Origin of the sequence: Phytoactinopolyspora mesophila (assembly GCF_010122465.1) — a bacterium.
GTDB lineage: Bacteria > Actinomycetota > Actinomycetes > Jiangellales > Jiangellaceae > Phytoactinopolyspora > Phytoactinopolyspora mesophila.
In genome coordinates this window covers 355,536-378,967 of the sequence record NZ_WLZY01000002.1, presented here as the reverse complement: position 1 = coordinate 378,967, position 23,432 = coordinate 355,536, and the positions used below count along the sequence as shown (strand labels likewise).

Sequence of the window (23,432 nt, the reverse complement as noted above, 5' to 3'; positions counted from 1 at the left end):
CACGACCGCGCGATGACTCATCAGCGACGCTCCACCGTCACGGCCGTACTCCAGTCGGGCTCCGCGTCCGCTGGAACACCGAGTGCCCTTAAGTAGTCAGTAACCATTTCGCTCGTGAACCGGCTGGCCTTGGATCGACGCTGATAGGCCGACTGATCCTCAAATGGAAACGGCGTTCCCCCAAGCTCGAACACCCAGCGCCCGCCGTCGTCGGCGGCGGCAATCGACCGTTCGAGTGCCAACGGCGGCTCTCCACTCGGGCCATAGACCTCAAGGATCCGAGCAGGGTACGCAGCGTCGTCCTCAACGCGAACGGCGCGGATCGCACGACAGCCGAGCTCTCGCGCGGCGTAGCTCGGCAGAACCCCCACATCGGTCCCGAGCGGGCCGTTGTTCAACACGAGGGTCCAACCGTCTACTGCGACGCATGCGTAACGAAACAACACAGGGGCAGGAACCAGGGACGACACAGCATCCTCAAGTGAGCGCCATGTCGGAGTAGCAAGGACCCAGTCGCCGCCCAGACCCTCGCGAATCCAGTCAGCAAGCCGCCTTGAGTCGTACGCGAAGTAGCCGACCTGCTGGGTCGTGGGTCCGCCAATCAACGATGGGAGTGTCACGGCACAATCCTAAGGACGAAGTTCGCAATCGGATCGTTAGCCAGGATCCGGCTCCGGTGCGCAGCGCCGCGAGGATTCGCGAGTCCCTCGTACTCGATGTAATGGCGCCGACCGTTCAGCGTGTACTGGAGGTCGGGCCGGTTGATACCGACCCGCTGGCCAAGTGCGTTCACCTGCTGCTGGTTGACACGGATGTCGGTCGCTCCCCGCGGCAAAGCGGCAATATCGGACTGGATCGCTCGGTTGTGCGATGCCCGCCCGATTGACCGGTTCAGAGGCAGCGCCCGAGGTGCTGTTGAGCTCACCGCAACGTCCCGTGCAAGCCGGGATCCACCACTTGCGGCAGCACCGGCGGTGGCTCCGGCTCCGCTGGATCCGGCGCGGAATAGGCCTCCGAGTCCGCCTCCGCCGGCAAAGATCACTCCCGTGCGGACTTCGGCACAGCCGATAGCCGAGTCCGCCGCGCATGATGTCTGGCTGCCCGCCAAGCCGAGATGTTGTCCATAGACTCCGAAGACATTCCCAGTGCCATAGGCCAGACCGGCAATGCTTTCGGCGAGAGCAATACGGTCCATGTCCTGGTAAAGCCTTGCTGGGTCCGCTGAAAGACCAGCATGCATACGCGTATATTCGTCGCCGAATAGTCCTTGGATGTAGCCCAGGCTCGGATCCTGGGAAATCGCGCCAACCAGCTGGCTATCGACGCCGCCCCCTCCACCAGCCGCACTGCCTCCGCTTGTGCCGCCCGTCGCGCAGTCATAGCCGCTGCAGCTGGGGGTTCCGCTGCCGGGGGTGCGGCCACCGTCGGCGACCTGGTTGGAGTGCCCGTCGATTTCGACGCGGGTGATGGGGTTGCCGCCGGCGAAGGCGTAGCGGTTGTTGTTCCAGGGGTCGAGGCCGAGGTTGAGGTCGTCGAGGGCGCCGTTGTACATGTCACGGGACAGGAACCGGTTCAGGCCCGGGTCATAGTGCCGGAAACCCATGTCATAGGTGCCCGACGCGGCATCCCACCGGGTGGCGTTGTACCGGTACACGTTGTACGCCTCGTCCACGGTCGGGTCGCCGGGATCGGGCGCGTCGAGCCCGGTGAACAGGTCCTCGTCCTCGCTGCCATAAGCGGTGTAGCCATAGGTCGCGATCGTGTCGCCGGATTCATCGGTGAGAGTTTCAACGTCGGTGCGCGGGTTGTACCCGTAGAACGACGTCTCGTCCTCACCACTGGCGGCGTCGTGTTTGACCTGTGACAGCCGCTGCCCCCAGGCCGAGTACTGATACGACGTCGCCAGCTCACCATCGACGTGTTCACTGATCAGCTGCCCGGACAGACCCAGATAGGCGTACTCGGTGCTTTCCTCACCGGCGCCACCGGCGTCGTCGAGACGTGAAATCGTACGGTCTAGCGGGTCGTAGGTGTACGCCGTCAGCGACGTACCACCGCTGTCGGTGGGGCTGCGGTGCTCGGCGATCCGGTCGAACCCGTCATAGACGTAGCGCTCCAACAACTCCCCTGCCGCTGTGACTGTGTCCAGCCGCCCGAACGGGTCATAGTTGTAGCCTGCTGACACGCCGCTCGTGGTCGCGGTCAACAGACGGTTGCGGTCGTAGACGAACGATGTCGAGGTGCCGTCCACGGTCTGGGCGACCACGTTGCCGTTGGCGTCATGGGTGTAGGTCTCGGTGGACATCGTCGACGAGGTCGACGTGTCCGTCTTGGTCACTTCGGTGACGCGGTCTCGCGGGTCGTAGGTGTACTCGGCGGTGTAGCCCAGCGACCCGGACGGGTTGTCGGCGTCCATCGTCGTGACCACGTCTTCGGTGCGGTTGCCGTTCGGGTCATAGGACATGGTGTGCTCGTTGACCACGGTCGACCCGTCAGCCTTCGTCTCGACCTGGGTACGCAGGAGCCCATCGAGGAAGTAGCCATAGGTGACCACGTTGCCGTTGGCCTTGGTCTCGCTTGCCCGCCATCCCATGGCGGTGTACGAGTACTGTGTGACCTTCGGGTCCGTATCCGTGGCGGACTCGGCATTGGACACCTCGACCAGCAGGTCCCGCTCGTCATAGGTGTACTCCGCGTACTGCTCGTCATGGGCACGGGTGAGCGGGTTGCCGTTCTCGTCGTAGGTGAATGACGTTGCGGCGACGACGTCGCCGCCGTCCAGCTCGGTGACCGATTCCACCTGGTTCAGCCCGTCATAGACCACTTCGTAGGCGTCCACCTCAGCGTCGACGCTGTCATCGGTGATCTCGATCAAGTTGCCGTTCGCGTCATAGGTGTAAGTGAACGTCTTACCTTGGGGGTCGTCGGCGTCGTCGGAGTTGTCCCGTACGAGTTTCACCGCATCGGCGACTACGCGACCGTCGGCGTCATCGGACAGTTCGATCTGGTGATCGCCGCCGTCGGTGAATTCGTGCGTCCCCACTGACACCCATTCGCCGCCTCCGGTTCGCTGATCCACCAGCACCGTGTCCTCGCCACCGGTGTGGTCGATGCTGTACGGGGCATTGCTGGCGCGGTTGGAGTCCGACACGTACCGAACGAACACCTCATAGTCGCCGTCGGCGGGAACGGCGAGCCGCCAGGTAACCGTGTTCGCTCCGCTGCCGCCACCGGATGCGCTGTAGAGATAGCCCGTGCCATGGAAACCGGGCAATCCCGGGTTCGAATGCGACCACGACCCTTCCACGTCGACGTTCTGTGCGTCCGAGTCATCCACCAGCACCACGTCGAGACCGGCAGGGACACCGTCGTCGGAACGTGCGGCCAGCTTCCCGTCGGCAAGGTAGTCCCATGTCATCGTCCGCGACGAGGAGCCGCCCGAACTTGTCAGCGTCCGTGTGCTCTGCTGGCCGAGCTCGTTGTAGTCGTAGCTGGTGACGATGTCCCACGGGTCGGTGGAGGTTTTGATCCACCCGTTGTCGAAATGGGTGTATGATGTTTCGTTGCGCACCGCCTGCCCGTCTGACGGCGGAGCCGACTTTGTGGCCAGGTTCCCCACCGCGTCGTACTCATAGGTGACGACGTCGGGAGTGTTGAAGTCTGGATCGTTGGGATCGTACGGGAGCCTCTCCTCGACCGGCCGGTTCAGCTCGTCGTACACGGTTTCGTGGACGAAGGCGTCGGGCTCGGTTGATGAGGCCACGCCGCGAGGTGTGATCACTCTGGTGCGGTTGCCGACCTCGTCGTACTCGTACCTGGTGACCGTGGGCAGCATGATCATGCCGGCTGCCTCACGTGGCACGGACACCTGGGTCACCAGGCCGCGTTCGTCGTGGGTGAACCGGGTCTGCGAGCCGTCCTTGTCAATGGTTCTCGTGACCAGCCCGTCGAGGTCGTACACGGTCTGCTCGGTCTCGCCCGCAGCGTCGGTTGCCTCGGTGACACGGTGCGCCAGGTCGTAGGCGTACTGCGAGGTGAACGCCGAGGGATCGCCGGCGGCGTTCTTGCGCGGGTCGACCACGGTGACCACATTGCCGACGTTGTCGTATTCGTACGTGATCTCGTCGCCCTCGGCGTTGGTCACCGAGATGAGCTGGTAAACCCCGTCATAGGTGTAGGTGGTGGTGTGCTCGCCGTCGCTGGCTCCGGGCAAGTTGCCGTTAGGTTCGACGACGTCGACGACGTTACCCACCGCGTCGTAGCTGTACGTGGTGCGCCGCTCAGGATCGCCTGGATCGTCGTGCGGGGCAACGCCTGATGTCATCCGGTCAGCCGGGTCGTACTCGTAAGCCCACACGCCACCATTGGGGGCAGCGGCCTCGACCACGTTGTCGTTCGGGTCGTACACCGGTGGCGGCGTCACAATGAACTCGCCTGCGGACTCGTCCTTGGGTTCGGTGGATCCCAGCGGCCGGCTGAACACGTCGTAGCTGTATTCGCTGGCCGCATCGTTCGCGTCGACCACCGTGAGCACGTTTCCCCGGCTGTCGTAAGTGAACGAGGTCGGGTTGTCGAGGGCGTCGGTGATCGTGCGTGGGTAGCCGGTCGGGTGGTAATCCGTATACGTCGTCGTGTTGTCGTTGGCGTCAGTCTCTGCCGACAACCGCCCGAAGCCGTCATAGGTGTAGCTCGTCGTGTAGTCCCCCGACGCGCTGGACGCGGTTCCCGCTGGGTCGGTCACCGAGGTCAAATTGCCGACGGCGTCGTAGCCGAAAGCCCACGTCCGCCCCTCCGGGCTCTCCTTCTCGATCAGCTCGGCTACGTGGCCGTTCAATTGGGCCTGATAGCTCAGAGTGGTGCTCTGCCCGCCACCGGCGTTGGCCTGCGCATCGGTGATGGAGGTCGGATACCCGGTCTTCGGGTCGTAGGTCCACGATGTGACCGCGCCGTTGTCCTCCTCCAGTTCGATGACGTTGTGGTTGTCGTCCCACACCAGATTTGTGGCCTCGCCCTTGGCGTTGGTCGTCGAGGTGGGCCGGCCGAACCCGTCCATGACGTAGACGGTGTCGTTGCCGTTGGCGTCTGTCACCGTCGTCTCAACGGTGCCGCCCTGCGGGCCATCCGGGTCGACGTAGGCGAACTCGGTGGTGCCGCCGGTGCGGTCGGTCAACGCCTCAAGCATCCACTTCGCCTTCGGGTCTGTGGGCGCGTCGAAGTAGGACAGCGCGGTTCCGTTGCCCCGGGGGTCGGTGACCTCGACCAGCTTGACGTTCTTGTTCCCCTGCGTCATGTCGTAGGTGAACCCGAACGTCTTGGCTTCCGGGTCCCCGGCGCCGTCGGTCATCTCCGCGAGCAGGCCCTTGTCGGTGTAGATAAATTCGATCGTGCGCCCAGAGATATCGGTGACCGAGGCGACCTGGTCGATGATCTTCGGGTTGGTCAGGTTGTTCCCCGACTGCGTGTTCCCGTCGTCGTCGACGTAGGTGTAGTCCTGACCGCGGGAGTAGTAGTCGACCGTCAGCGTTTGGCGGCCGTGGGGATCGGTGAGGTATCGCAGGAACTTGATCGGCTTGTTGTTCGACTTCTTGCGTTCGTAGGTGAACAGCAACTCGTTGCCGTTGCGGTCGGCCAGTGCTGACTGGTAGCCGTCGTCGTCGAAATAGAACTGGGTCCGGTCGGGCGCGGTGAACACCCACGCCCGGGTCGGATCCGATGAACCGGTCTTTTGCAGATACAGGTTTACGCCGTGCGGGGAGTCGTAGTCCCAGTCCTCGTCGTTGCTGCTGCCGTGTTTGTTCAGCCGGAACAGATGCGCCGTGCCGTCGCCGTCGGTCAGGCTGATCTGAGATGGCCAGTCCTGTCCTCGCGGATGGAAGTCCAGCGGCGTCCCCATCCGCATCAGGCTCGAGGTCGCCAACGACCAGCCGTCTCCCATGGACGACGCAGCCGTGTCGAGGCTGTTGTACGTCATCCGCACGAAGGTGGAAACCCCGCGCGACGGGTTGGCCAGCGCGTCGTAGGAGAAGACCGTGTTGCCGGCGTGCAGGTTGTTCAGCACAGTCGAGCCGGCGCCGGCATTGGTGCCGGTGTACTGGTAAAACTTCTCCAGCCCCAGCTGGTTGGACGTCACGTCTTCGACGATCGCGGATTGATCCAGAGCCGGGATGTTCCGCAGATTCGAGACCCATTGACCGCTGGCCCGATTGCGCATGTCCCACTGCAAGGTGAAGGCCTCACGCTTGTTGGACTCATCCTCCAGCGCAGGCGAGATCACCGACGCGTTCACCGTCACCGACTCACCAGGAGCCAGATCTTGCGGCAACTCCGTTTCGGCCCGATTCGCTGCTGTGGTGACATCCGAGCCGTCCGGCGCCGCCCAGTGATACGAGAGGACATAGTCGCTGGTTGTCCACGTCTCATCGGTCGTATTGGTAACCGTGACCTCGACGGCGCGCTCCTCTCCGGCTTCGGCGCGAACGGACGTGTCAGGCGCGAAATAGGTCGACTCGGAGGTCTCCTCCAGATACGTGACCACCAGCATGGGATGGCGCGACGGTTCCTCGGCCTCACCGGAGAGGAACAGCACGCGCTGCTCCGGGCCGGCCTCGTCAGCGAGCTTGACGAGGAATCCGTGGTTCTCGTGTTCGTGCGAAGTCCAGTCCTGCACGACGTCGGCCACCGACCAACGGTGCCAATAGGGCTCGTTCGGGATCGCCGCCACGGTCGCCGCGACCTGCGGGTCGAAGTCCCCACCGTCGTTGGACCAAGCCGAGCCAGACGTCGCGCGCTGCCACGTCGCCTCGGTCTGCTCGAATCCGCGCGTCAGCCGGTGGGCGTCAAAGCTCGCCCCACCACCGAACGAATGCGCCGTCCATAGCTGAAGCTGCCCGCCGACCACCGTCGCCGTATCGGGAATGGCGTCTTCCACTCCAGGGAACTGCACCACGGCACGAGTCGTGCCATAGGTGGAGGAGTTGTTGCCCACCATCAGCCACGGGGAGCCCTCGAGGGTGTTCAGGTTGTCGGTCGGTTGGGACTGCGACAACGACGTGTCGGAGACCTCGGCCTGGAATACGTGCCGCACCCGGCCGGCCTTCGGTAGACGCGCGATCTGCGTCGTGGCTGGAATGATCTCGCCGTCGGTGGTTTTCACCGCCACCATGTAGTAGTAAAACGCACCGAATGGGTCCGGATCATCTGCCGGCGTCGGCGTGGCCGTGGTGTCGGTGTACGTCCTCCTATTCGACGGCACCGGGGCCACCAGCGTCGCCGCCGACGGGTCGTAGTTGGCCGTCTGCGCCCGGTGCACCTGATACTCGGCGATGTCATCGTCAGCGTATTCCGACCAATGCAACTCCGCGCCCGTGGAGTACGTCTTTCGCACCGGCTCCAGCTCCACCCCCGGCTCTCCCCAGCTGACCACCAGATTCGGCCGGTTCTCCACCCCGCCGCCATAGGCGTATTGGCTGGCCTGATAGCGCGGCCCGCCCTGGCCCAGCGCCTCGTTGCTGGCCCGCAGCATGAACCCATAGTTCGGCGCCCCGTCATTGAGCCACAACTGCACCGTCGCCGTCACCGAAAACTCGTGCCACTTACTCGTGTCACCAGCCCGCTTCACATCGCGGGCATAGCGGGTGAAACGCACCGCGTCCGCGATAACTGACTTGCTGCTGTCCGGAACCCCGCCAAGCACGACCTTGTGATCGGTGCCCGCCTCGAACGTGTGGCTACCCAGACCTGCCCACACACCGCCAGAGCCGGCCGACTGGTCCACCTGGGCACTGTGCTGCCCGTCAGCATGGTGCACTGCGTACGGAACCGTCGTGCGGTCGTTTGCGCGCACATAGTGCGCATCAACGGAATAGGTGCCGGGTTCGTGTAGCTCCGGCACCCAGGTGTATGCATCGTTCGCGTGATCGTTCTTGCTGTACTGGTAATCCTGATTCCAGGCCAGTTCGGTCAAGCTTGAGTTCGTCGAAAACGGCCAGCCGCCCACCTGCGACGTGCCCGAATCGCCATTGTCCACGACCGTGCGTGAATACGACGTTCCGCTGTTCGCCGACGGCTGGTTGTTCCACGTCACCGTCGACTGAGTCCACGGATCGCGCACCCGGTGCGCGCCAACTGTGACATCGTGGTCGTTGTTCGTGTGCACCTGGTCGTAATACAGCCGCATGACCGCCGAATCGATCCTCGTGCCCGCCGGTACCGGCGACAGGTCGAACTTCACCAACGACCGGGTACGGCCGGTGGCCGTCGTTCCCACCGACAGGCGCGGGTTGTCGCCATAGTTGCTGCTCGGCGATGTCTCGACCACCATGGCGTTCTCCGCCGCCGCCGGATTCGGCACGATCTTGATCGTCGGGTCGATGACCACCGGATACGTCCGCTCGGGGTCACTCAGCCAAGCCGCGTCAGCGGTTAACGTGATCTCGGTGTTCGCGCCGGTCTGCGACACCGACTGCGTCACCTCGTCCGACCAGGCCTTCCCATGTGGCGAGTCCGGATCATCGGTGTCGTCAAACATGAACGGTGCCGGGATCTCGAAGACCGGCACCCCCTCATCGCCGGCGCCACGAGGGTAGAAGCCGATCGAGCCGTCATCTCGCTCGCTGGCCGTCACGCCACCCATCTGCAACGTGAACGAATACTCCACACCCTCGCCATCGGCGACATCCGGTGGTTCGTGAAGGACGATTTCTTCCTTGAGCCCGGCTGATCCGACCGTATACACCACGTCCGCACTATCGAACACGTCCTCGTAGGTCACCGACGCGCCGTCCACGACCGGTTCCAGGTCACGCCGGTCGCCCGCGACGCCCAGCGTCACATGCCGGTTGTCGACCTGAAACCGAACCAGCCGATCCGAGCGGGCGCTGAACCACGACCTGAAGCTGTTCTTCGTGACCCCGTACGCAAAGCCTTCCCTGGAGGAGCCACCGACTGTCGTGTCGATCTCACGCCATAAGCCATCACCGTCCAGATAATGAACCGGATCAGGAGCCAGCTCCGCCTCGAACCGCCCATCCGAGAGCTCGAACACCTTCGCGGTGGCTGTGCGCTCCGACACCACCTCTCGTGCCCGTTGTGCTGGCGGCCTTCTCTCACCCGAGGGCGATTCCACGACCCGGGGCACCGCCGCCGACCCCGACGTCCTCTTGGCCAACTCCCCGACCTGCGCGCCCGGAGCAGACTCACCCGACGACGCCTCCGACAGCGACGCCTCCGACGGCGACGAGTCCGACGCGACTGCGACAGCAGGCAGTCCCGACCAGACCAACACGCTGCACACTACAAACACGACAAGCTGAACTAAACGCTTCCTACCCACCGCGAGCTCCCTCACATGAGGTGCCACTCACGCGATCAACCCCGGGCGCCCGAATTAACGCCCCCACCAAACAGCCCGAAATAGAACGCTCATCGCGAACGTGACATTTCGGTCAAGTCCCATGACTGTGCCGGGCGGCGCGCACTTGGTCAAGGTGACCAGTAGCGTGATCACAATCACGCCCGCTGGCCCCTACCCCGCATTCCCGGCCCGTGATACACGCGCGGGCGATCTCTATCTATGCGCACCCATCCGTTAACAGCGGATACAGCCCTTCACCCGAACCAGTGACCGCTGTACGAACCAAAGCGATCAAAAAATACATCCACCCGGGGCGCTACGGCGCCCAGCCCACACACAGAAATCACACTTTCTATGCCGGGCATTTCCGGCTCTTGAAACGCGGACTATCTGGGCCCGCGGCGATCGCTGGGTCGAGCGTTCACGGTGAGATCGCCATCATCATCACAAAGTCCGGTCATTCCCAAAACCCGGCCCCGGCCGCTCATTCGGCAGCCGACTCCTACTCGCCTTACAGGTTGCGCCCGGAGCTCGCGATACTTCTGCCAGAGTTGAGGCCAGCGCTTCAGCTGTGCCTGGTGAGCTAGCTACAGCGCACTTTCGATAGCCGCCGCTCATGCAGTTAGTCCCAGGCTCACGGCTGAACGCCGAGGTCGGCGAACCAACGTTCCGGATCGAGTGTCTCTCCGTCGTGGCGGATCGTCAGGTGAAGGTGCGGGCCCGTCGACAAGCCTTCGTTGCCGACAGTGCCGATTTGCTGTCCGGCGCCTACGGTGTCGTGCCGGGCTACACCGGCGGATGACATGTGGCCGTACTCGCTGGTGTGACCGTCTCCGTGGTCGATTTCGACCAAGTGTGGGCCGGCCCAAGGCCGAAATCCTACGAACGTGACCTCACCGGGAGCGATAGCCACGACGGGCGTACCGGTGGGTGCTGCGAAGTCGAGCCCGTCGTGCAGTTTCCACTCGCCGGTGATCGGGTGTTCCCGGTAGCCGTACCGGTCAGTGATTCGGTAGCGCCCCTTCGCGATGGGCAACGAGGCCGCACAGTTCGAGCCGTCTCCGGCTAGCTCGGCCACCCAGGCGCGTGCGTCGTCTTCCCAGTCGGCGTAGCGATCGGGAAAGGCGCTGCGCTGCACGGCTTGTGCCGCTTGCCCAACGGTCATCTGTTCCCAGCCGTGGATGTCGAGCAGCCCGGGCGGTTCACTGACTGCTCCTTGCGAGTTCGGGCCGTCAGGGCCGCCGAAGAACGCAGCCGATGCATAGGAGACGTTCATCAGTTCGTTGGGTGTGCCCCATCCAGTTGAGGGGCGTTGCTGGAACACGCCGAGGGAGTCCCGGTCGCCATAGGGCAGGTTCCTCAGTCGGGTCTCGACCGCCCCCGCAGCCAACGCAACGACCAGGCCTCGATGCGGAACGTTGACGGTGTCGCCTGCCTTGATGATGGTTCTTGCTATCTCCGTTTGCTCCGTGTTGAGCCCGTCCACCGTGGATGCCGCGCAGAACGTTCCGTATCCGTGGTCGTCAGTGCCATCGTTGCCTGCGTCGCCGAGCACGACAGTTGCGCCCAACGTGCCGGTGAAGAGGAAGGCCGCCGAGATCAGAGCGAGTCCAGCGATGGTTCTTCCCAGCATTTATGGTTGCCGATCAAGGACACGCAGCAGCCGGCACCCGTTCCATTCGGCAGCGCAACCGATCAGCATCTCCAGCGACGGCCGAATGATGTGAGTCTGAGCGCTGCCGTCGTCGCCGGTGTAGTGCATCGTCTGTGTGCCGTTAACAAGGACCATCGTGGTGATGACGCCAGCGCGCGTCAGGGCGGCGTCCAGCTCGACTTCCTCGGCGCCAATGGGTTCACGCACATCGAATGCGGCCCATTGCTCATGTGCGGCGAGGCGCTCCCAGACGTCCGGCTCGGGGATGAGTTCGACGATTCCAGCGAGTGCGGGGTCCTGGGCAAATGCGGCCCAAGCAGTGTCCGGGTCGTCGGCATCGGCGCCGATGCTGACCGACCACAGGGCGTCGACGTAGGCCTCACGAACTTCGCGGTAGTCGATCCCATAGACGGTCTCGCCAATCCAGCGGCCCAGCTCCCGCGGATCACTGCTCACGGGAGCTTCTAGCCGGAGAGCGGGCTGCGAGCCGCTGGCTGTCATGTCCGTATGGGATCGGGTATTGCCCGTAGATGAAGCCGCCCGGGCTTCTCTTTCGTTTCCCCCAGGCCGATCATTGTGATCGGTGATGCTCGCTAGCGCGACGATGGCGCCACCTGCCAGGAGCCCACAGCCGATAGCCGCGATCCATTTCTTGCCGAGCACGATGTCAGCCTCCTCCGCGCGTCGTGGTGCCGTGTTTCGGATGGCCCGTTCACAAGCTCGGGCCGGTGTGCCGGGCTACGGAAGTCTCAGGCGACGGGCTCCGGGAGGAAAGCCTTTGGTCACGGCCCATGAGGGCTACCGTCACAAGCTTCGTGCGTGCCGCCTGGTCGTAAGTGAGTTCTCCACGATCGACCGCGTCCACCACGCGACGGCCGACGGCATCAACGTCGCGACTCACGCTTGCGGTGACTGGACGGAGGATCGAATCGTCGTGGTTGACAGGGTGCAGGTCCCAACCGAGCTGGTGGAGGTGATACAAGCCGTTGGAGTCTGGAGGCAGATAGAACGATCCGAACGCTGTGCGTGGTTCACCGCCCACGTCGGCCGGCTCGATGACGAACTGAGCATCCACCCGGACCCGCTCGCCTTCCCAGCTGAGATGATCCAGCGCAGGGAACGCTTCTCCGGCTGGAGTTGGGTAGCTGTCGCGTTGCACCACGCTGCGCGCGATGTCGTGTAGTTGTGCCTGCCGAGCGACCATCTCATTCATCACGTACCGAGTGACAGCGGGAACAGCGTCTTGGCCAGAGCGATCGGCCTGCCATGTCCAGGTCGCGACTTCGTACGCGGTCAAGTACCCGCCGCCTCGGTTCCTGGCGGCCCAGACATACTCCCAAGGCCCTGACACAAATCGTGGATTGTTCATTGCCGATCACCATTCCTGGTTGTCTCCGTCGTTGTGCCGTTCTCTGGTGCCAATGCGTAAGCGGTGCCTCCGACGACGGTCACCGCTACGCCGTCGGAGGTCACTCCGAGCGGCGCTGGCGTGTCTGCAGGTAACACCTCGACGTCACCGGCTGGGTCGATCCGCATGATGTGCCCGTCGTCACGGACGCCCCAGACGTGGCGTTCGGTGTGCCACAGCCATGTGGTCTCCGGTTCAACTGCCGCCTCGCGCGCGCCGTCCAACCACAGCGTCACCGGCCCGAGCGCGACGCTCACCGGTGACGTGCCTTGGCTTGCGGTCAATCGGGCATGGCGGACGTCGGCCCACTTTGCTCGAGCCGAAGCGATCTCCTGCCCGCTGCTGGCATCGTGGGTCATGAGCACGACGTCGCGGTCCTCGTCCTGTCCAGGACGGTCCCAGACGACGGTCACGGCATTGCCGGCCATTCCAGCCCATCTGCGGATGACCATCCCTTCCGGGCGGTCCAGCGCGACTACCTCGCTCTGGCCCCCGTGCACTGGCGTGCGCTGCAACACCGCGGACCCGTTCGACGACACGACTACTCCGTCGACCACGGCCATCGCCGTCTCGTCCTCACCGATACCGACCTCGACAAGCCCAGGCGCGTTGAGCGCCCACACGCGACCCGGCATGTCGGGGTCAGAGACCAATACAGCATCACCGGCGTTGCTCACCCGCGCACGCGGTCCGGTTCGGTGCACAACGGGGGCGTCGCCATTGGCGGGGGTGCCTACGACAAGTTCACGTGCGCGTTGCCAGACCACTGTGTCGTTGCCATCGATCCGGACCAGGAACAACGACCCTGCGTCGGTGCCAGCTTCGCGTTCCCATACGACGGTCCCGGTGGCCGCCTCCACCAGGCGGACATGGCCGTCGCGCGCGTGTACGGCGACAAGTTCGGAGTCGCCAGTCACTGGTGCCGTCCCGGGAGCGAGATCCACCTGCCACACTGGCTCGTCGGAGAAACCAGGCGGAATACGGCCGGGGACGGACGCCACCGCTACCGCGGTTGCGGGATATTTTCCTCCAGGCGAGTCCAGTTTGCTCACGATGACCATGGCCAGCGTGCAGGCCAAGAGCACCGCCGATGCACAAGCCATGACCGCTGCTTCCGTCCGGCCATCGGATGACTCGGCTCTCGCGCCTTGGTGAACGCTGCCCTCGTCTGCAGGGCACGAAACGGCCACCGGGTCGGGCACATCGCCGGTCGCGGGCAACTCGTCGACCACCGGCTCGTGCTGTGACTCGTCCGCCTCCTTTGAGCCAGCGTTCTGGTTCTCGGTGGCCCGCGGAGGCGGCAGCATTCGTCTCGGCCGCTGAACCGCCGGTAGGTCCACGTCGCGGTTTGCATCCTCTCGTTGCTCACGTTGGCTGTGCCGAGATTCTGCGGGGGGCGAACCGTCCTCCTCGGGGGACGGGGCGCCGTCGTCAACCGCCGCGTACTCGGGCCGTGGGGCCGGGACGGCGTGGACGACGTCACGGTATGCGCGGCCGTGTTCGTCGACAGTTCGGACCAGCAACGGATGCCCGGCGTCGGACGCCATCTGAGCCAGATGCTTCCAGGCGTCGGCCCTATCGACACTCACCTGTCCTGTTGGTGAAGTGATCGTCGTCGTAGCATCGCCGAGTTCGTCGACTGTGATCACGGCCGTCACATCCGGGCGATAGCCCACCGCTCCTCCCATTTCACCTAGCAGAAATCCGTGCCTGTCTTGTCAGGGAGTACTCGACGACCGCACACGCGACCGGCCTCATGCACCGACCCGAAGCTCGGCGTCGGCTTTCCTGCCGTCGACGAAGGGTGCAGCGAACTTCGCCACTCGTGCGGCGAACTTCGGGTAAGCCCGCAGTTGCGGCCGTTCCCCATCAGCCAGGCGGCAGCGCAATGTCCACCACGCCGAGTCCGCTGCACCACCGCGACGGGTACCGATCAACAGCTCAGCCAGGGCTCTTCTCTGCGCATGGTCGAGGCCCGCAAGTTGCGGTGAGCGATATACCTCGGTGTGCATGTAGGAGCGTGAATGTGCGGCCGCGATGACCTCGATCACCTGCTGGATCGCCTCTACGGTCTGTTCCGGTGGGACACCTGCTTCGACGAGTTCGGTCTGCAACAAACGCAACGCCTCGTCCCAGTCCTCCGTAGGCTCGGCGTGAACGTTGCCCAAAGCCTCGTCACCGACAGGGTCCCTCCGCGCCGCAGGCTCGGTCGAAGCGCGCTCGAACGTGGTCCCCTCACCTAGACGGACCGTCGTATGCAGTGCGCCAGCCTGCAACCGCGACCGAACATTGGACTGCATAAGCTGACGTGCGTGCCGCTCTGACACTCCGAGCTCGTCGGCAAGCGCCGCCGAGCATGCTCGGTGCCACAGCGCAACGTTGATCATCCCCCATGGCGAGCGGGCACTGACGACCTTCTCTGGGTAGGTCACCAGCATCTCCCACGCCAGACCGACCAAGTGATCAAGCCGGTGCGGATCGACCACATCGGCGTGCGGCACCGTCCATCGGTGCGACATTGCCCGAAGTGCGTCCACCACCAATTGGCCGACTGGGCTGTCCCACCCCTCCCCATCCATCACGCGTCTGAGCGCGGCACGCAACCCGTCATCGGTGAAAATGTCCCCGACACCCACTCTGTTCGACGTAGAACCAGACATGCCGAACCTCCCAGGAGGTCTCCTTGGACACGGCCGTCGCGGCGGAACCTCGCCCACGTCACCCGTGCCTCGCGATCACCTACGCTGCGAAAGCACAGCCGACACTCATCACCGAGCCGTTGGCCGAAGCTCTGACCGACGAACTCACCGAAACGCTCACCGGCACGAATCAGCCCAGTTCAAAGGCACTTCTTCACGGACGCCGGACGATGAGACCCTCACCAGAAGGGCGCCGTCTAGCCCCATCAGGAATTGATCAACTGATGAACACGCTGGAATGAGACGCCGAGAAGCCAACCGATGTCACGCAATGACAGTCCGTGATCGACCAGAGCCCGTGCTGCAGCCCGAACCTCAATCGCGGAGGCATGATTCGCCCAGGCCGCAGCTGCACGCAGCTCTTTGCTCCTGTTCAAGCGCTCGAGTGCTGCCTCCGGCAGAACAGGGCGAATCTCCATGCGAACTTGCTCCGCCGGAATGCCGAGCGACGCCGACAGGGCGTGTCGCTGGCGCTCGGCACACCGCGCGAGGCTCCTGGCCGTGGACACCACCGGCGGCGCCGCACAGGAAATCGACCAGTACTGACCGTTCCACTGTGCTGAGCTCACGTACCGCTGCCGTGTCGTGCTCATCCCGCCGGCCCCGCCTGGTCAGCACGATGCCTGACAAACCGGCCCTTCGCAGGAACGACGTCAATCAACCCACGTTCAACGAGCACGTCCATCGCACGCCGAACAGTACTGACCGAGACCGCGTACTGCTCAGCGAGCGCCACCTCCCCCGGCAGACGTGCGCCCGGAGACAACTCACCCAGGGCGATCTGCTTCTCAACGTCGCCGGCGAGCCGGACGAAGAGATATCCAGGCGTGTCTGCATCAGGTTCGAGCGGATGCAAGCCCTCATTCACCGCTACCACCGCCCCGCGAATACTTGCTCGGCCTTGTCGGCAGCTGCGTTCAAAGCTGTCGCCGCGGCCCGCACGGCGTCCTCGCCGTCAAACACGACACGGGCGTCCAGGAAGCACGCGACAACCTTGCGATGAAACCAGTCCAAGTAGACATCGAACTCTCCGGAGTACAGCTCCTCCAGGATCGGTTCACATGCGCTCATGCGCCGACCATCGATGGTGGCGAAGATCCGGCCGATTGGTTGCAGCTTGAGCCGCTCCAACGCGCCACGGAAGTCTTCGCCGTCATACAGCTCCGTGTATGCGACCAGGTCCATCGACAGATCTACAACGCGAATGGCCTGTCCAGATGTCCTAGCCGTGTACATCGGCAACCGCCTCGGCTAACAACCGTCCTCGCCGCATGCGGTCCGGGACGACCGTCACTCGCCGATTGCCGTCCGGCCACATCAGTACGACGAGTTCCTCGCTCGGCTCGATACCGGGACAGGCAGGGTCAGATACCGTACCCATTGGGTCTCCTCCTGCTAGCTCAGGTGGGGATCAAGGGACCGTTCGGAGCGCCAACTCCGGGCGGTCCCGCTCTTCACTTGTCGCCCGTCACATCCGAACGAATAGGACGAACACAAGTGACTATACGGCGACCCGCCGTACGGCGCAACGCTGCACTCTATTCTTGGGCACGTGCCGGAACAGGAAATCTGGAGCGTCGCCGAGGTCGCTGAACACATCGGTACTACCCCAAGCACCGTACGGACTTATCTCAGCCGCGGCCAGATGCCTGATCCCGACTTCCGACCCGCAGTCGGCCCCCTATGGTGGCCGTCAACGATCAAGACCTGGCACCAGAACCGCCCGAGCCAACTCACCGAGCGACATAAACGCCCGGAGTAGCCGGATAAGCACGGCTGTCAACCAGTTCCCTGTGCGAGATCGATTGCTTCATGGGACCGAACATGCACCGGTGCAATCGCCGCAGCGCCACTCACGACTGACCTCCCGCGCCGCGTACCTTCCAGGGGCCTAGACCAGAGCATGTGTGCGCCCTGCGACGTCTCCCGGCCGGTGCGGGGACCCGCGAGCCGCGAGCCCCAAAGGCGAGGAGGGCAAGTGAGCACGTACAAACGCTGCAAGTGCAAGGACGAAGGCGGTCGCGAACTGGGAAGTCAGTGCCCGGATCTGAGACGCGACGACGGCTCGTACAGCAAGACCCACGGGCGTTGGTATTTCCAGGTGGAGCTAGACCCAGAGCCACTGTTAGACACAGACGGACGGCCAGTGTTTGGCCCGGATGGACTGCCCGCGACGCGTCGTCGAAAGATCCGCCGCGGCGGATTCCCCACACGCACGGCCGCGAAGGACGCGGAGGACGAAGTCCTGTCAAAAGTCCGCAAAGGTGTAGATGTCGCCCGGAAGTCGAACTTGGCAGAAGAGTTCGACGCCTGGCTGGCCGGCAAATCCGATCTCCGCAAGACCACCCGCAACACTTACGCCAGCCACGGAAAGAACCACATCAAGCCTCATCTGGGGCGAATCGCACCAGACAAGCTACGTAAGCGCGATGTCGACCAGATGTTCGCCGCCATCGACGCGCGCAACGAGGCGATCCGCGCAGGCAGGAAAAAGGGGCGAACCGTTGGCCCAGCGGGCAAGCAGAGGATCCGCGCGACTCTCCGGGTCTTCCTTGGCGACCTTCAGCGAGAGAGCATTGTCGAAGTGAACGTGGCAAAACTGGTCAAGCTCCCCTCGGGAAAATCTCCGAAGGGACGAACGTGGACGGACGCCAGGGTCCGGCAGTGGTCGGCCCAATTCGAGCGGCGCCTGGCGACCGCGCGAGCGACCGGCCGCAAGGTAGACGAGTTCGCCGTCTGGCACGACACCTCCGCGCGCCCCTCCCCTGTGATGGTGTGGACACCTGCCCAAGTCGGCCACTTCCTGGACCACGCGACGGGTCACCCGTTGTACGCCCTGTACCACCTGACAGCGTTCACAGGGCTGCGCCGCGGAGAAGCATGCGGTGTCCGCAGGCAGGATCTCGACCTAGACGCCGGGACCCTAACGGTTGCATGGCAGATCACACAATCGGATTGGGAGACCATCGAGGGCGAACCCAAGACAGAGGCCTCCGATGCACCCATAGCCCTCGACTCCGGCACCATCGAGGTACTCAAGCGTCACCTCGCCTCGCAGGATGCGCTGCGCCTACGACTGGGACGCGACTGGGTCGAGACACTCTACGTTTTCACCCAAGATGACGGCAAACCGCTGATTCCCGCCAATGTGACTGACGAGTTCGAGCAGCTCGCGTTCGCTTCGGGCCTGCCACCTATCCGCTTACACGACCTTCGCCACTCTGCCGCATCAATCATGCACGCGGCCAAACTCGACATGAAGATCATCCAGGCGCGGCTCCGCCATTCGTCTGGCGCGCTGACTCGCGACACCTACACGAGCGTCTTCGAAGACGTCGACAAAGAGGCTGCCGAAGCGGCCGCCACAGTGGTCCCGCGGACACCACGAGCGACGTCCGGGCTCCCCGCGGGCTCCCCAGCGGAGTTCAATACCGCCGACCACGGCCGCGGAGAAGGCATCACCGCAGGTGACGACCATATTCGTAAGTGGGCGCAGCTGGGTTCGAACCAGCGACCCCTGGTTTGTAAGACCAGTGCTCTTCCACTGAGCTATGCGCCCGCGTCTGTACTGCCGTCCAGACCGCTACCACCATACCCAGTCGATTCACCGGGCCGACGCGGAGGTTCGTGGCCTGGCGTAACGCTCCGGACCTCCAATGAGGCTGCAAGCGTTACGGGAGGCCACGAAGCTTCGGGTGGAGCGGCCAATCCGAGCTGGGCGGTTCCGATTACCGTTGCCGGTTCCGGCGGAACCGTGCACCCTTGTTCCGCTTGTCGTCCGGCTGCCGGCCCCGTCCCTGCCCCGGTTCGGAACCGGACCGCGGTGGGCCGGCCCGGGAACCGGGCGAGGAGTCTTGATGATCCCCGTACTGCATGGGTTCTGGGGCGGGAAACTCCGCTCCCGCATCGCCGTCTTCCGGCGGCCGTTTGGCGTGCCGGCCCAGGACCCGGTCCAGCGCGGTGGCGACCTCGGCCGTCAGGTCTCGGCCGTCGTCCGGGCGCCGGTGTTTGCCCGGCGCGGCACCGACGGCGATGCCGCGGTCCATGGTGCTCTCCACTGCGAGGAACTCCGCGGTGGCCGACGACTCGCACGAACGGCAGACGGTCTGCCCAAGACGCCGGACCAGATTGGTGCCGTTACAGGCCGAGCAGTGATCAACCTCGGTCGACCAACTACTGCTCTGCTGGCAGTCAGGGCACACAAGCACCTGGACGTCGGACCTTACGGCACGCACCCACAGGCGGGCCCCACGGGCCGGATCAGCCTCCCGGGCACCACAGCGGTAACAGGGCATGGCACCTCCTCCCGTTCGCTCTCACGCCGCTGTCAACTCTCTCAGCGCGCGCCGGTACTCCTCGACGTTGCGTGCGACCGGGCCGTTGTTGACCACGCTCCACCTCACGACGCCGTCGGCGTCGATGAGAAACGTGCCGCGCCGGGCACAGCCGCGTTCCTCATCGAAGACACCGTACGCCGAAGCGACCTCCCCATGTGGCCAAAAATCCGACAACAACGGGAAATTCAGCGCTTCGTTCTCGGAGAACACCCGCAGCGCGAACATGGAGTCGCACGACAACCCGACGACCTCAACGGTGTCGGCAACAGATGGAACGAAATCGTCTCGCAGCTCATGTAGCTCTCCGGTACACACACCCGTAAAAGCAAACGGGTAGAACACCAGGACAACCGGCCGGCCATGGTGCGCCGAGAGCCGCCATCCCGAGCCATGCTGATCCTTCAGATCAAAATCCGGGGCCAACTCGCCGATCAAACTCATCCGGTCAGATTAGCCCTTAGGTGCGACAAGCTTGGTTCCAGACCATTCCTCAGTCACCGCGACTGTGGTGGTGGTCGACAACCCTGCAGTCAGCGCGGCGTCAGCCACGTCGCTGGGATCCACGTGCCCGTTCCGTCCAACCTTCGGAGTCAGCAGCCACACCACGCCGCCAGGAACCAGCTCTGTGACGGCGTCGACTAAGGCATCCGTGAGGTCGCCATCGTCGTCACGCCACCATTGCAGAACAGCGTCTGCGACCTCGCCGCTGCCCTGATCGATGAGCTCGTTGCCGGTCGTGTCCTCGATATCGATCCGCAGATCATCATCGCAGTCCTCGTCCCAGCCGAGCTCTTGAACGATTTCTCCCGCACGGAACCCAAGCCTGCTGGCCGGCCCGTCGCCTTGAGCCGACTGGCCCGCGGTCTGGCCCACCGATTGTCCTCCTCACATCGTGTGATCCGCCCCATGCGGACCACCCTCCGCCACGTAGTCCACCCAAGGACGCCCAATTGCGCAAGTGAACCCGCCGAAAGGTTCGAGCACAAAGCATGTGTACAGCCTGGCATGCCGACCCCGCAACAGGCGCACCGGGAGGCCTGATAAGTGGCCCAGTACCTACCCCGATGGTGACGAACGGCGACAGAGCGAGCAGGATAGGACGTGAATACCAGTGACCCTGAACATTTGAGGCGCGGCCTGGAACTCAGTGCCGACGCTGACCGACCTCGAAGGGATCGTCGTGGCAGACCGCTCCCCGATCATCATCAACGGCCTCCCCAGTCAGCTTCCTGATGCCGACACGGAGGAGACGCAGGAGTGGCTGGACTCGTTGGACGCCGCCATTGAACACGGCGGAAAGCACCGAGCCCGGTATCTGATGCTCAGGTTGCTCGAGCGCGCCGGCGAGCGGCAGGTCGGCGTCCCTAGCCTGCGGAACACCGATTACATCAACACCATTCCGCCGGAGTCGGAGCCGGAGTTCCCGGGCGACGAGTTCGTCGAGCGCCGCATCCGCGCATACGTCCGGTGGAATGCCGCCATGATGGTGCAGCGGGCGCAGCGCCCGGGCGTCGGCGTCGGCGGGCACATCTCCACCTACGCGTCGTCGGCCAGCCTGTACGAGGTCGGCTTCAACCATTTCTTCCGCGGCAAGGACCATCCCGGCGGCGGCGACCAGATCTTCTTCCAAGGCCACGCCTCGCCCGGGATGTACGCGCGCGCGTATCTGGAAGGCCGCCTCGGTGAGGACCGCCTCGACGGATTCCGTCAGGAACTCTCCCATGCCGGCTTCGGCGGCGGGCTTCCGTCGTATCCGCATCCACGGCTGATGCCGGACTTCTGGGAGTTCCCCACCGTGTCGATGGGCCTGGGCCCCATCAATGCCATCTATCAGGCACGCTTCAATCGGTACCTGCACAACCGTGGCATCCGCGACACCAGCCAGCAGCACGTGTGGGCCTACCTTGGTGACGGCGAGATGGACGAGCCGGAAACCATCGGAGCCATCGGTGCGGCAGCCCGCGAAGAACTCGACAACCTGACCTTCGTGGTCAACTGCAACCTGCAGCGTCTCGACGGCCCCGTCCGCGGAAACGGCAAGATCATCCAGGAGATGGAGGCGCTGTTCCGGGGCGCCGGATGGAATGTGATCAAGGTCATCTGGGGCCGCGAGTGGGACCCGCTGCTCGCTCAGGACACCGACGGCGCGCTGGTCAACCTCATGAACGCCACCCCTGACGGCGACTACCAGACGTACAAGGCCGAGTCCGGCGCTTACGTACGCGAGCACTTCTTCGGCCGTGACGAACGCACCGCCAAGATGGTCGAGCGTCTCAGCGACGACGAGATCTGGGGCCTCAAGCGCGGCGGCCACGACTACCAGAAGCTCTACGCGGCGTACCGGGCAGCGACCGAGCACACCGGACAGCCCACCGTCATCCTCGCCAAGACCATCAAGGGCTGGACGCTGGGTTCGCACTTCGAGTCCCGCAACGCGACGCACCAGATGAAGAAGCTGACCGGCGACGACCTCAAGCTCTTCCGCGACCGCCTCTACATGGAGATCCCCGACTCCCAGCTCGAGGACGTCTACAACCCCCCGTACTTCCATCCGGGCAAGGACTCCGACGAGCACGCGTACATGATGGATCGCCGGTCCAAGCTCGGCGGATTCGTCCCCGAGCGGCGCACCGCGGCCAAGCCCCTGGTGCTGCCTGGCGACAAGGTCTACGAGGTCGCCCAGCGCGGCTCCGGCAAGCAGGCCATCGCCACCACCATGGCCTTCGTCCGGCTCCTCAAGGACCTCCTCAAGGACAAGGAGATCGGGCCCCGGCTGGTTCCGATCATCCCCGACGAGGCCCGGACCTTCGGCATGGATTCGCTCTTCCCCACGCTGAAGATCTATTCGCCGCACGGGCAGAACTACACCTCGGTGGACCGCGAGCTGTTCTTGTCGTACAAGGAAGCCACCGACGGCCAGATCCTGCACGAGGGCATCAACGAGGCCGGCTCGGTCGCGTCGTGGACCGCTGTGGCGACGTCGTACGCCACCCACAGCGAACCCATGATCCCGATCTACATCTTCTACTCGATGTTCGGGTTCCAGCGCACCGGCGACGGCTTCTGGGCGGCGGCGGACCAGATGGCCCGCGGCTTCGTCCTGGGGGCAACAGCCGGCCGGACCACGCTCAACGGTGAGGGCCTCCAACACGAGGACGGCCACTCGGTCCTGCTCGCCGCCACCAACCCGGCCGTCGTGCACTACGACCCGGCGTACGGCTTCGAGGTCGGCCACATCGTCAAGGACGGACTGCGCCGGATGTACGGCGAAGACGCGGAGAACGTCTTCTACTACCTGACCGTCTACAACGAGCCCTACGTGCAGCCGCCGGAGCCGGAGAACCTCGATGTGGAGGGCTTGCTCAAGGGCATGTACCTCTACAAGCCCATGGAGGTCGCGCCCGGCGACAAGGTGCCGCACGCGCAGATCCTCGCCTCCGGCGTGGCGATGAACTGGGCTCTCGAGGCACAGCAGCGGCTGGCCGACGAGTGGCAGATCGCCGCCGACGTGTGGTCGGTCACCTCATGGAACGAGCTCCGCCGCGAGGCGCTGAACTCCGATGAGTGGAACCTGCTCAACCCGGACCAGGAGCCACTGGTGCCGTATGTCACGCAGCGACTGATCGAGACCAAGGGTCCGGTGGTCGGTGTGAGCGATTACATGCGTGCCGTACAGGACCAGATCGCGCCGTATGTCCCGAGCGACTGGGCGTCGCTGGGCACTGACGGCTTCGGCATGTCCGACACCCGTGCGGCGCTGCGCCGGCACTTCAAGGTGGACGCGCAGTCGATCGTGGTGAACGTGCTCACGCTTCTTGCCCGGCGTGGCGAGATCAGCTGGGACGTCGTGAAGAAGGCGCAGGAGCAGTACAAGCTCGAAGATGTGAACGCCACCACCGCTGAAGAGGCGGGCGGCGAGTCCTGAGCGGATGCCTTCTTGATCATTGTCCTCGTTTAGGTGCTATAACGCCTAAACGAGGAC

15 protein-coding genes, 1 tRNA gene and 1 pseudogene are annotated in these 23,432 nt (G+C 64.3%); 2 read left to right on the top strand and 15 right to left on the bottom strand.

What is annotated here, in order from left to right:
* Positions 1 to 20: 20 nt before the first annotated feature.
* The 11 genes from F7O44_RS07920 to F7O44_RS07870 all read right to left on the bottom strand — a co-directional run bounded on the left by F7O44_RS07920 (position 21) and on the right by F7O44_RS07870 (position 16,494).
* Positions 21 to 620: a hypothetical protein gene (locus tag F7O44_RS07920; RefSeq protein ID WP_162449683.1), complete on the bottom strand. Its 600-nt coding sequence runs from the start codon at positions 618 to 620 to the stop codon at positions 21 to 23.
* Positions 617 to 9,283: a golvesin C-terminal-like domain-containing protein gene (locus tag F7O44_RS07915; protein WP_162449682.1), complete on the bottom strand. Its 8,667-nt coding sequence runs from the start codon at positions 9,281 to 9,283 to the stop codon at positions 617 to 619. Before F7O44_RS07915 ends, F7O44_RS07920 begins: the two co-directional genes overlap by 4 nt.
* 703 nt (positions 9,284 to 9,986) lie before the next feature.
* A complete protein-coding gene (locus F7O44_RS07910) occupies positions 9,987 to 10,985 on the bottom strand; it encodes a M23 family metallopeptidase (protein ID WP_162449681.1) in 999 nt (332 codons plus the stop codon).
* Positions 10,986 to 11,462 carry a hypothetical protein gene (locus tag F7O44_RS07905; protein WP_162449680.1) on the bottom strand — a complete coding sequence of 159 codons (477 nt, stop codon included), beginning with the start codon at positions 11,460 to 11,462 and terminating at the stop codon, positions 10,986 to 10,988.
* 256 nt (positions 11,463 to 11,718) lie between these two features.
* Positions 11,719 to 12,219, bottom strand: coding sequence for a hypothetical protein (locus tag F7O44_RS07900; RefSeq protein ID WP_162449679.1), 501 nt, complete (start codon positions 12,217 to 12,219; stop codon positions 11,719 to 11,721).
* 152 nt (positions 12,220 to 12,371) lie between these two features.
* Positions 12,372 to 14,063 carry a PQQ-binding-like beta-propeller repeat protein gene (locus F7O44_RS07895; protein ID WP_162449678.1) on the bottom strand — a complete coding sequence of 564 codons (1,692 nt, stop codon included), beginning with the start codon at positions 14,061 to 14,063 and terminating at the stop codon, positions 12,372 to 12,374.
* Between the two features lie 105 nt (positions 14,064 to 14,168).
* Entirely contained in the window at positions 14,169 to 15,074 is a 906-nt protein-coding gene (locus F7O44_RS07890) for a hypothetical protein (RefSeq protein ID WP_162449677.1), read from the bottom strand.
* Between the two features lie 245 nt (positions 15,075 to 15,319).
* A complete protein-coding gene (locus F7O44_RS07885) occupies positions 15,320 to 15,706 on the bottom strand; it encodes a hypothetical protein (protein ID WP_162449676.1) in 387 nt (128 codons plus the stop codon).
* A complete protein-coding gene (locus F7O44_RS07880; protein WP_162449675.1) occupies positions 15,703 to 15,981 on the bottom strand; it encodes a GntR family transcriptional regulator in 279 nt (92 codons plus the stop codon). Before F7O44_RS07880 ends, F7O44_RS07885 begins: the two co-directional genes overlap by 4 nt.
* 2 nt (positions 15,982 to 15,983) lie before the next feature.
* Positions 15,984 to 16,298, bottom strand: coding sequence for a hypothetical protein (locus F7O44_RS07875; protein WP_162449674.1), 315 nt, complete (start codon positions 16,296 to 16,298; stop codon positions 15,984 to 15,986).
* A gap of 37 nt (positions 16,299 to 16,335) precedes the next feature.
* Complete coding sequence (locus F7O44_RS07870) at positions 16,336 to 16,494, bottom strand: hypothetical protein (RefSeq protein WP_162449673.1); 159 nt, start codon at positions 16,492 to 16,494, stop codon at positions 16,336 to 16,338.
* Positions 16,495 to 17,016: 522 nt separating this feature from the next.
* On the opposite strand from F7O44_RS07870, the pseudogene F7O44_RS32285 reads away from it, so the two are divergent.
* A pseudogene (locus tag F7O44_RS32285) lies at positions 17,017 to 18,426 on the top strand (site-specific integrase); the annotation flags it as partial.
* A gap of 174 nt (positions 18,427 to 18,600) precedes the next feature.
* On the opposite strand, the gene F7O44_RS07860 reads toward F7O44_RS32285, so the two are convergent.
* From F7O44_RS07860 to F7O44_RS07845, 4 genes are all read right to left on the bottom strand, one after another.
* Positions 18,601 to 18,672, bottom strand: a tRNA-Val gene (locus F7O44_RS07860).
* Between the two features lie 169 nt (positions 18,673 to 18,841).
* Positions 18,842 to 19,408, bottom strand: a complete 567-nt coding sequence (locus F7O44_RS29410; RefSeq protein WP_187361165.1) for a hypothetical protein — start codon at positions 19,406 to 19,408, stop codon at positions 18,842 to 18,844.
* Between the two features lie 21 nt (positions 19,409 to 19,429).
* A complete protein-coding gene (locus tag F7O44_RS07850; RefSeq protein WP_162449672.1) occupies positions 19,430 to 19,891 on the bottom strand; it encodes a peroxiredoxin in 462 nt (153 codons plus the stop codon).
* A gap of 9 nt (positions 19,892 to 19,900) precedes the next feature.
* Entirely contained in the window at positions 19,901 to 20,323 is a 423-nt protein-coding gene (locus F7O44_RS07845) for a DUF3052 family protein (protein ID WP_162449671.1), read from the bottom strand.
* A 301-nt stretch (positions 20,324 to 20,624) separates the two neighbouring features.
* On the opposite strand from F7O44_RS07845, the gene aceE reads away from it, so the two are divergent.
* Positions 20,625 to 23,375, top strand: a complete 2,751-nt coding sequence (aceE, locus tag F7O44_RS07840; RefSeq protein WP_343073853.1) for a pyruvate dehydrogenase (acetyl-transferring), homodimeric type — start codon at positions 20,625 to 20,627, stop codon at positions 23,373 to 23,375.
* Positions 23,376 to 23,432: the final 57 nt, after the last annotated feature.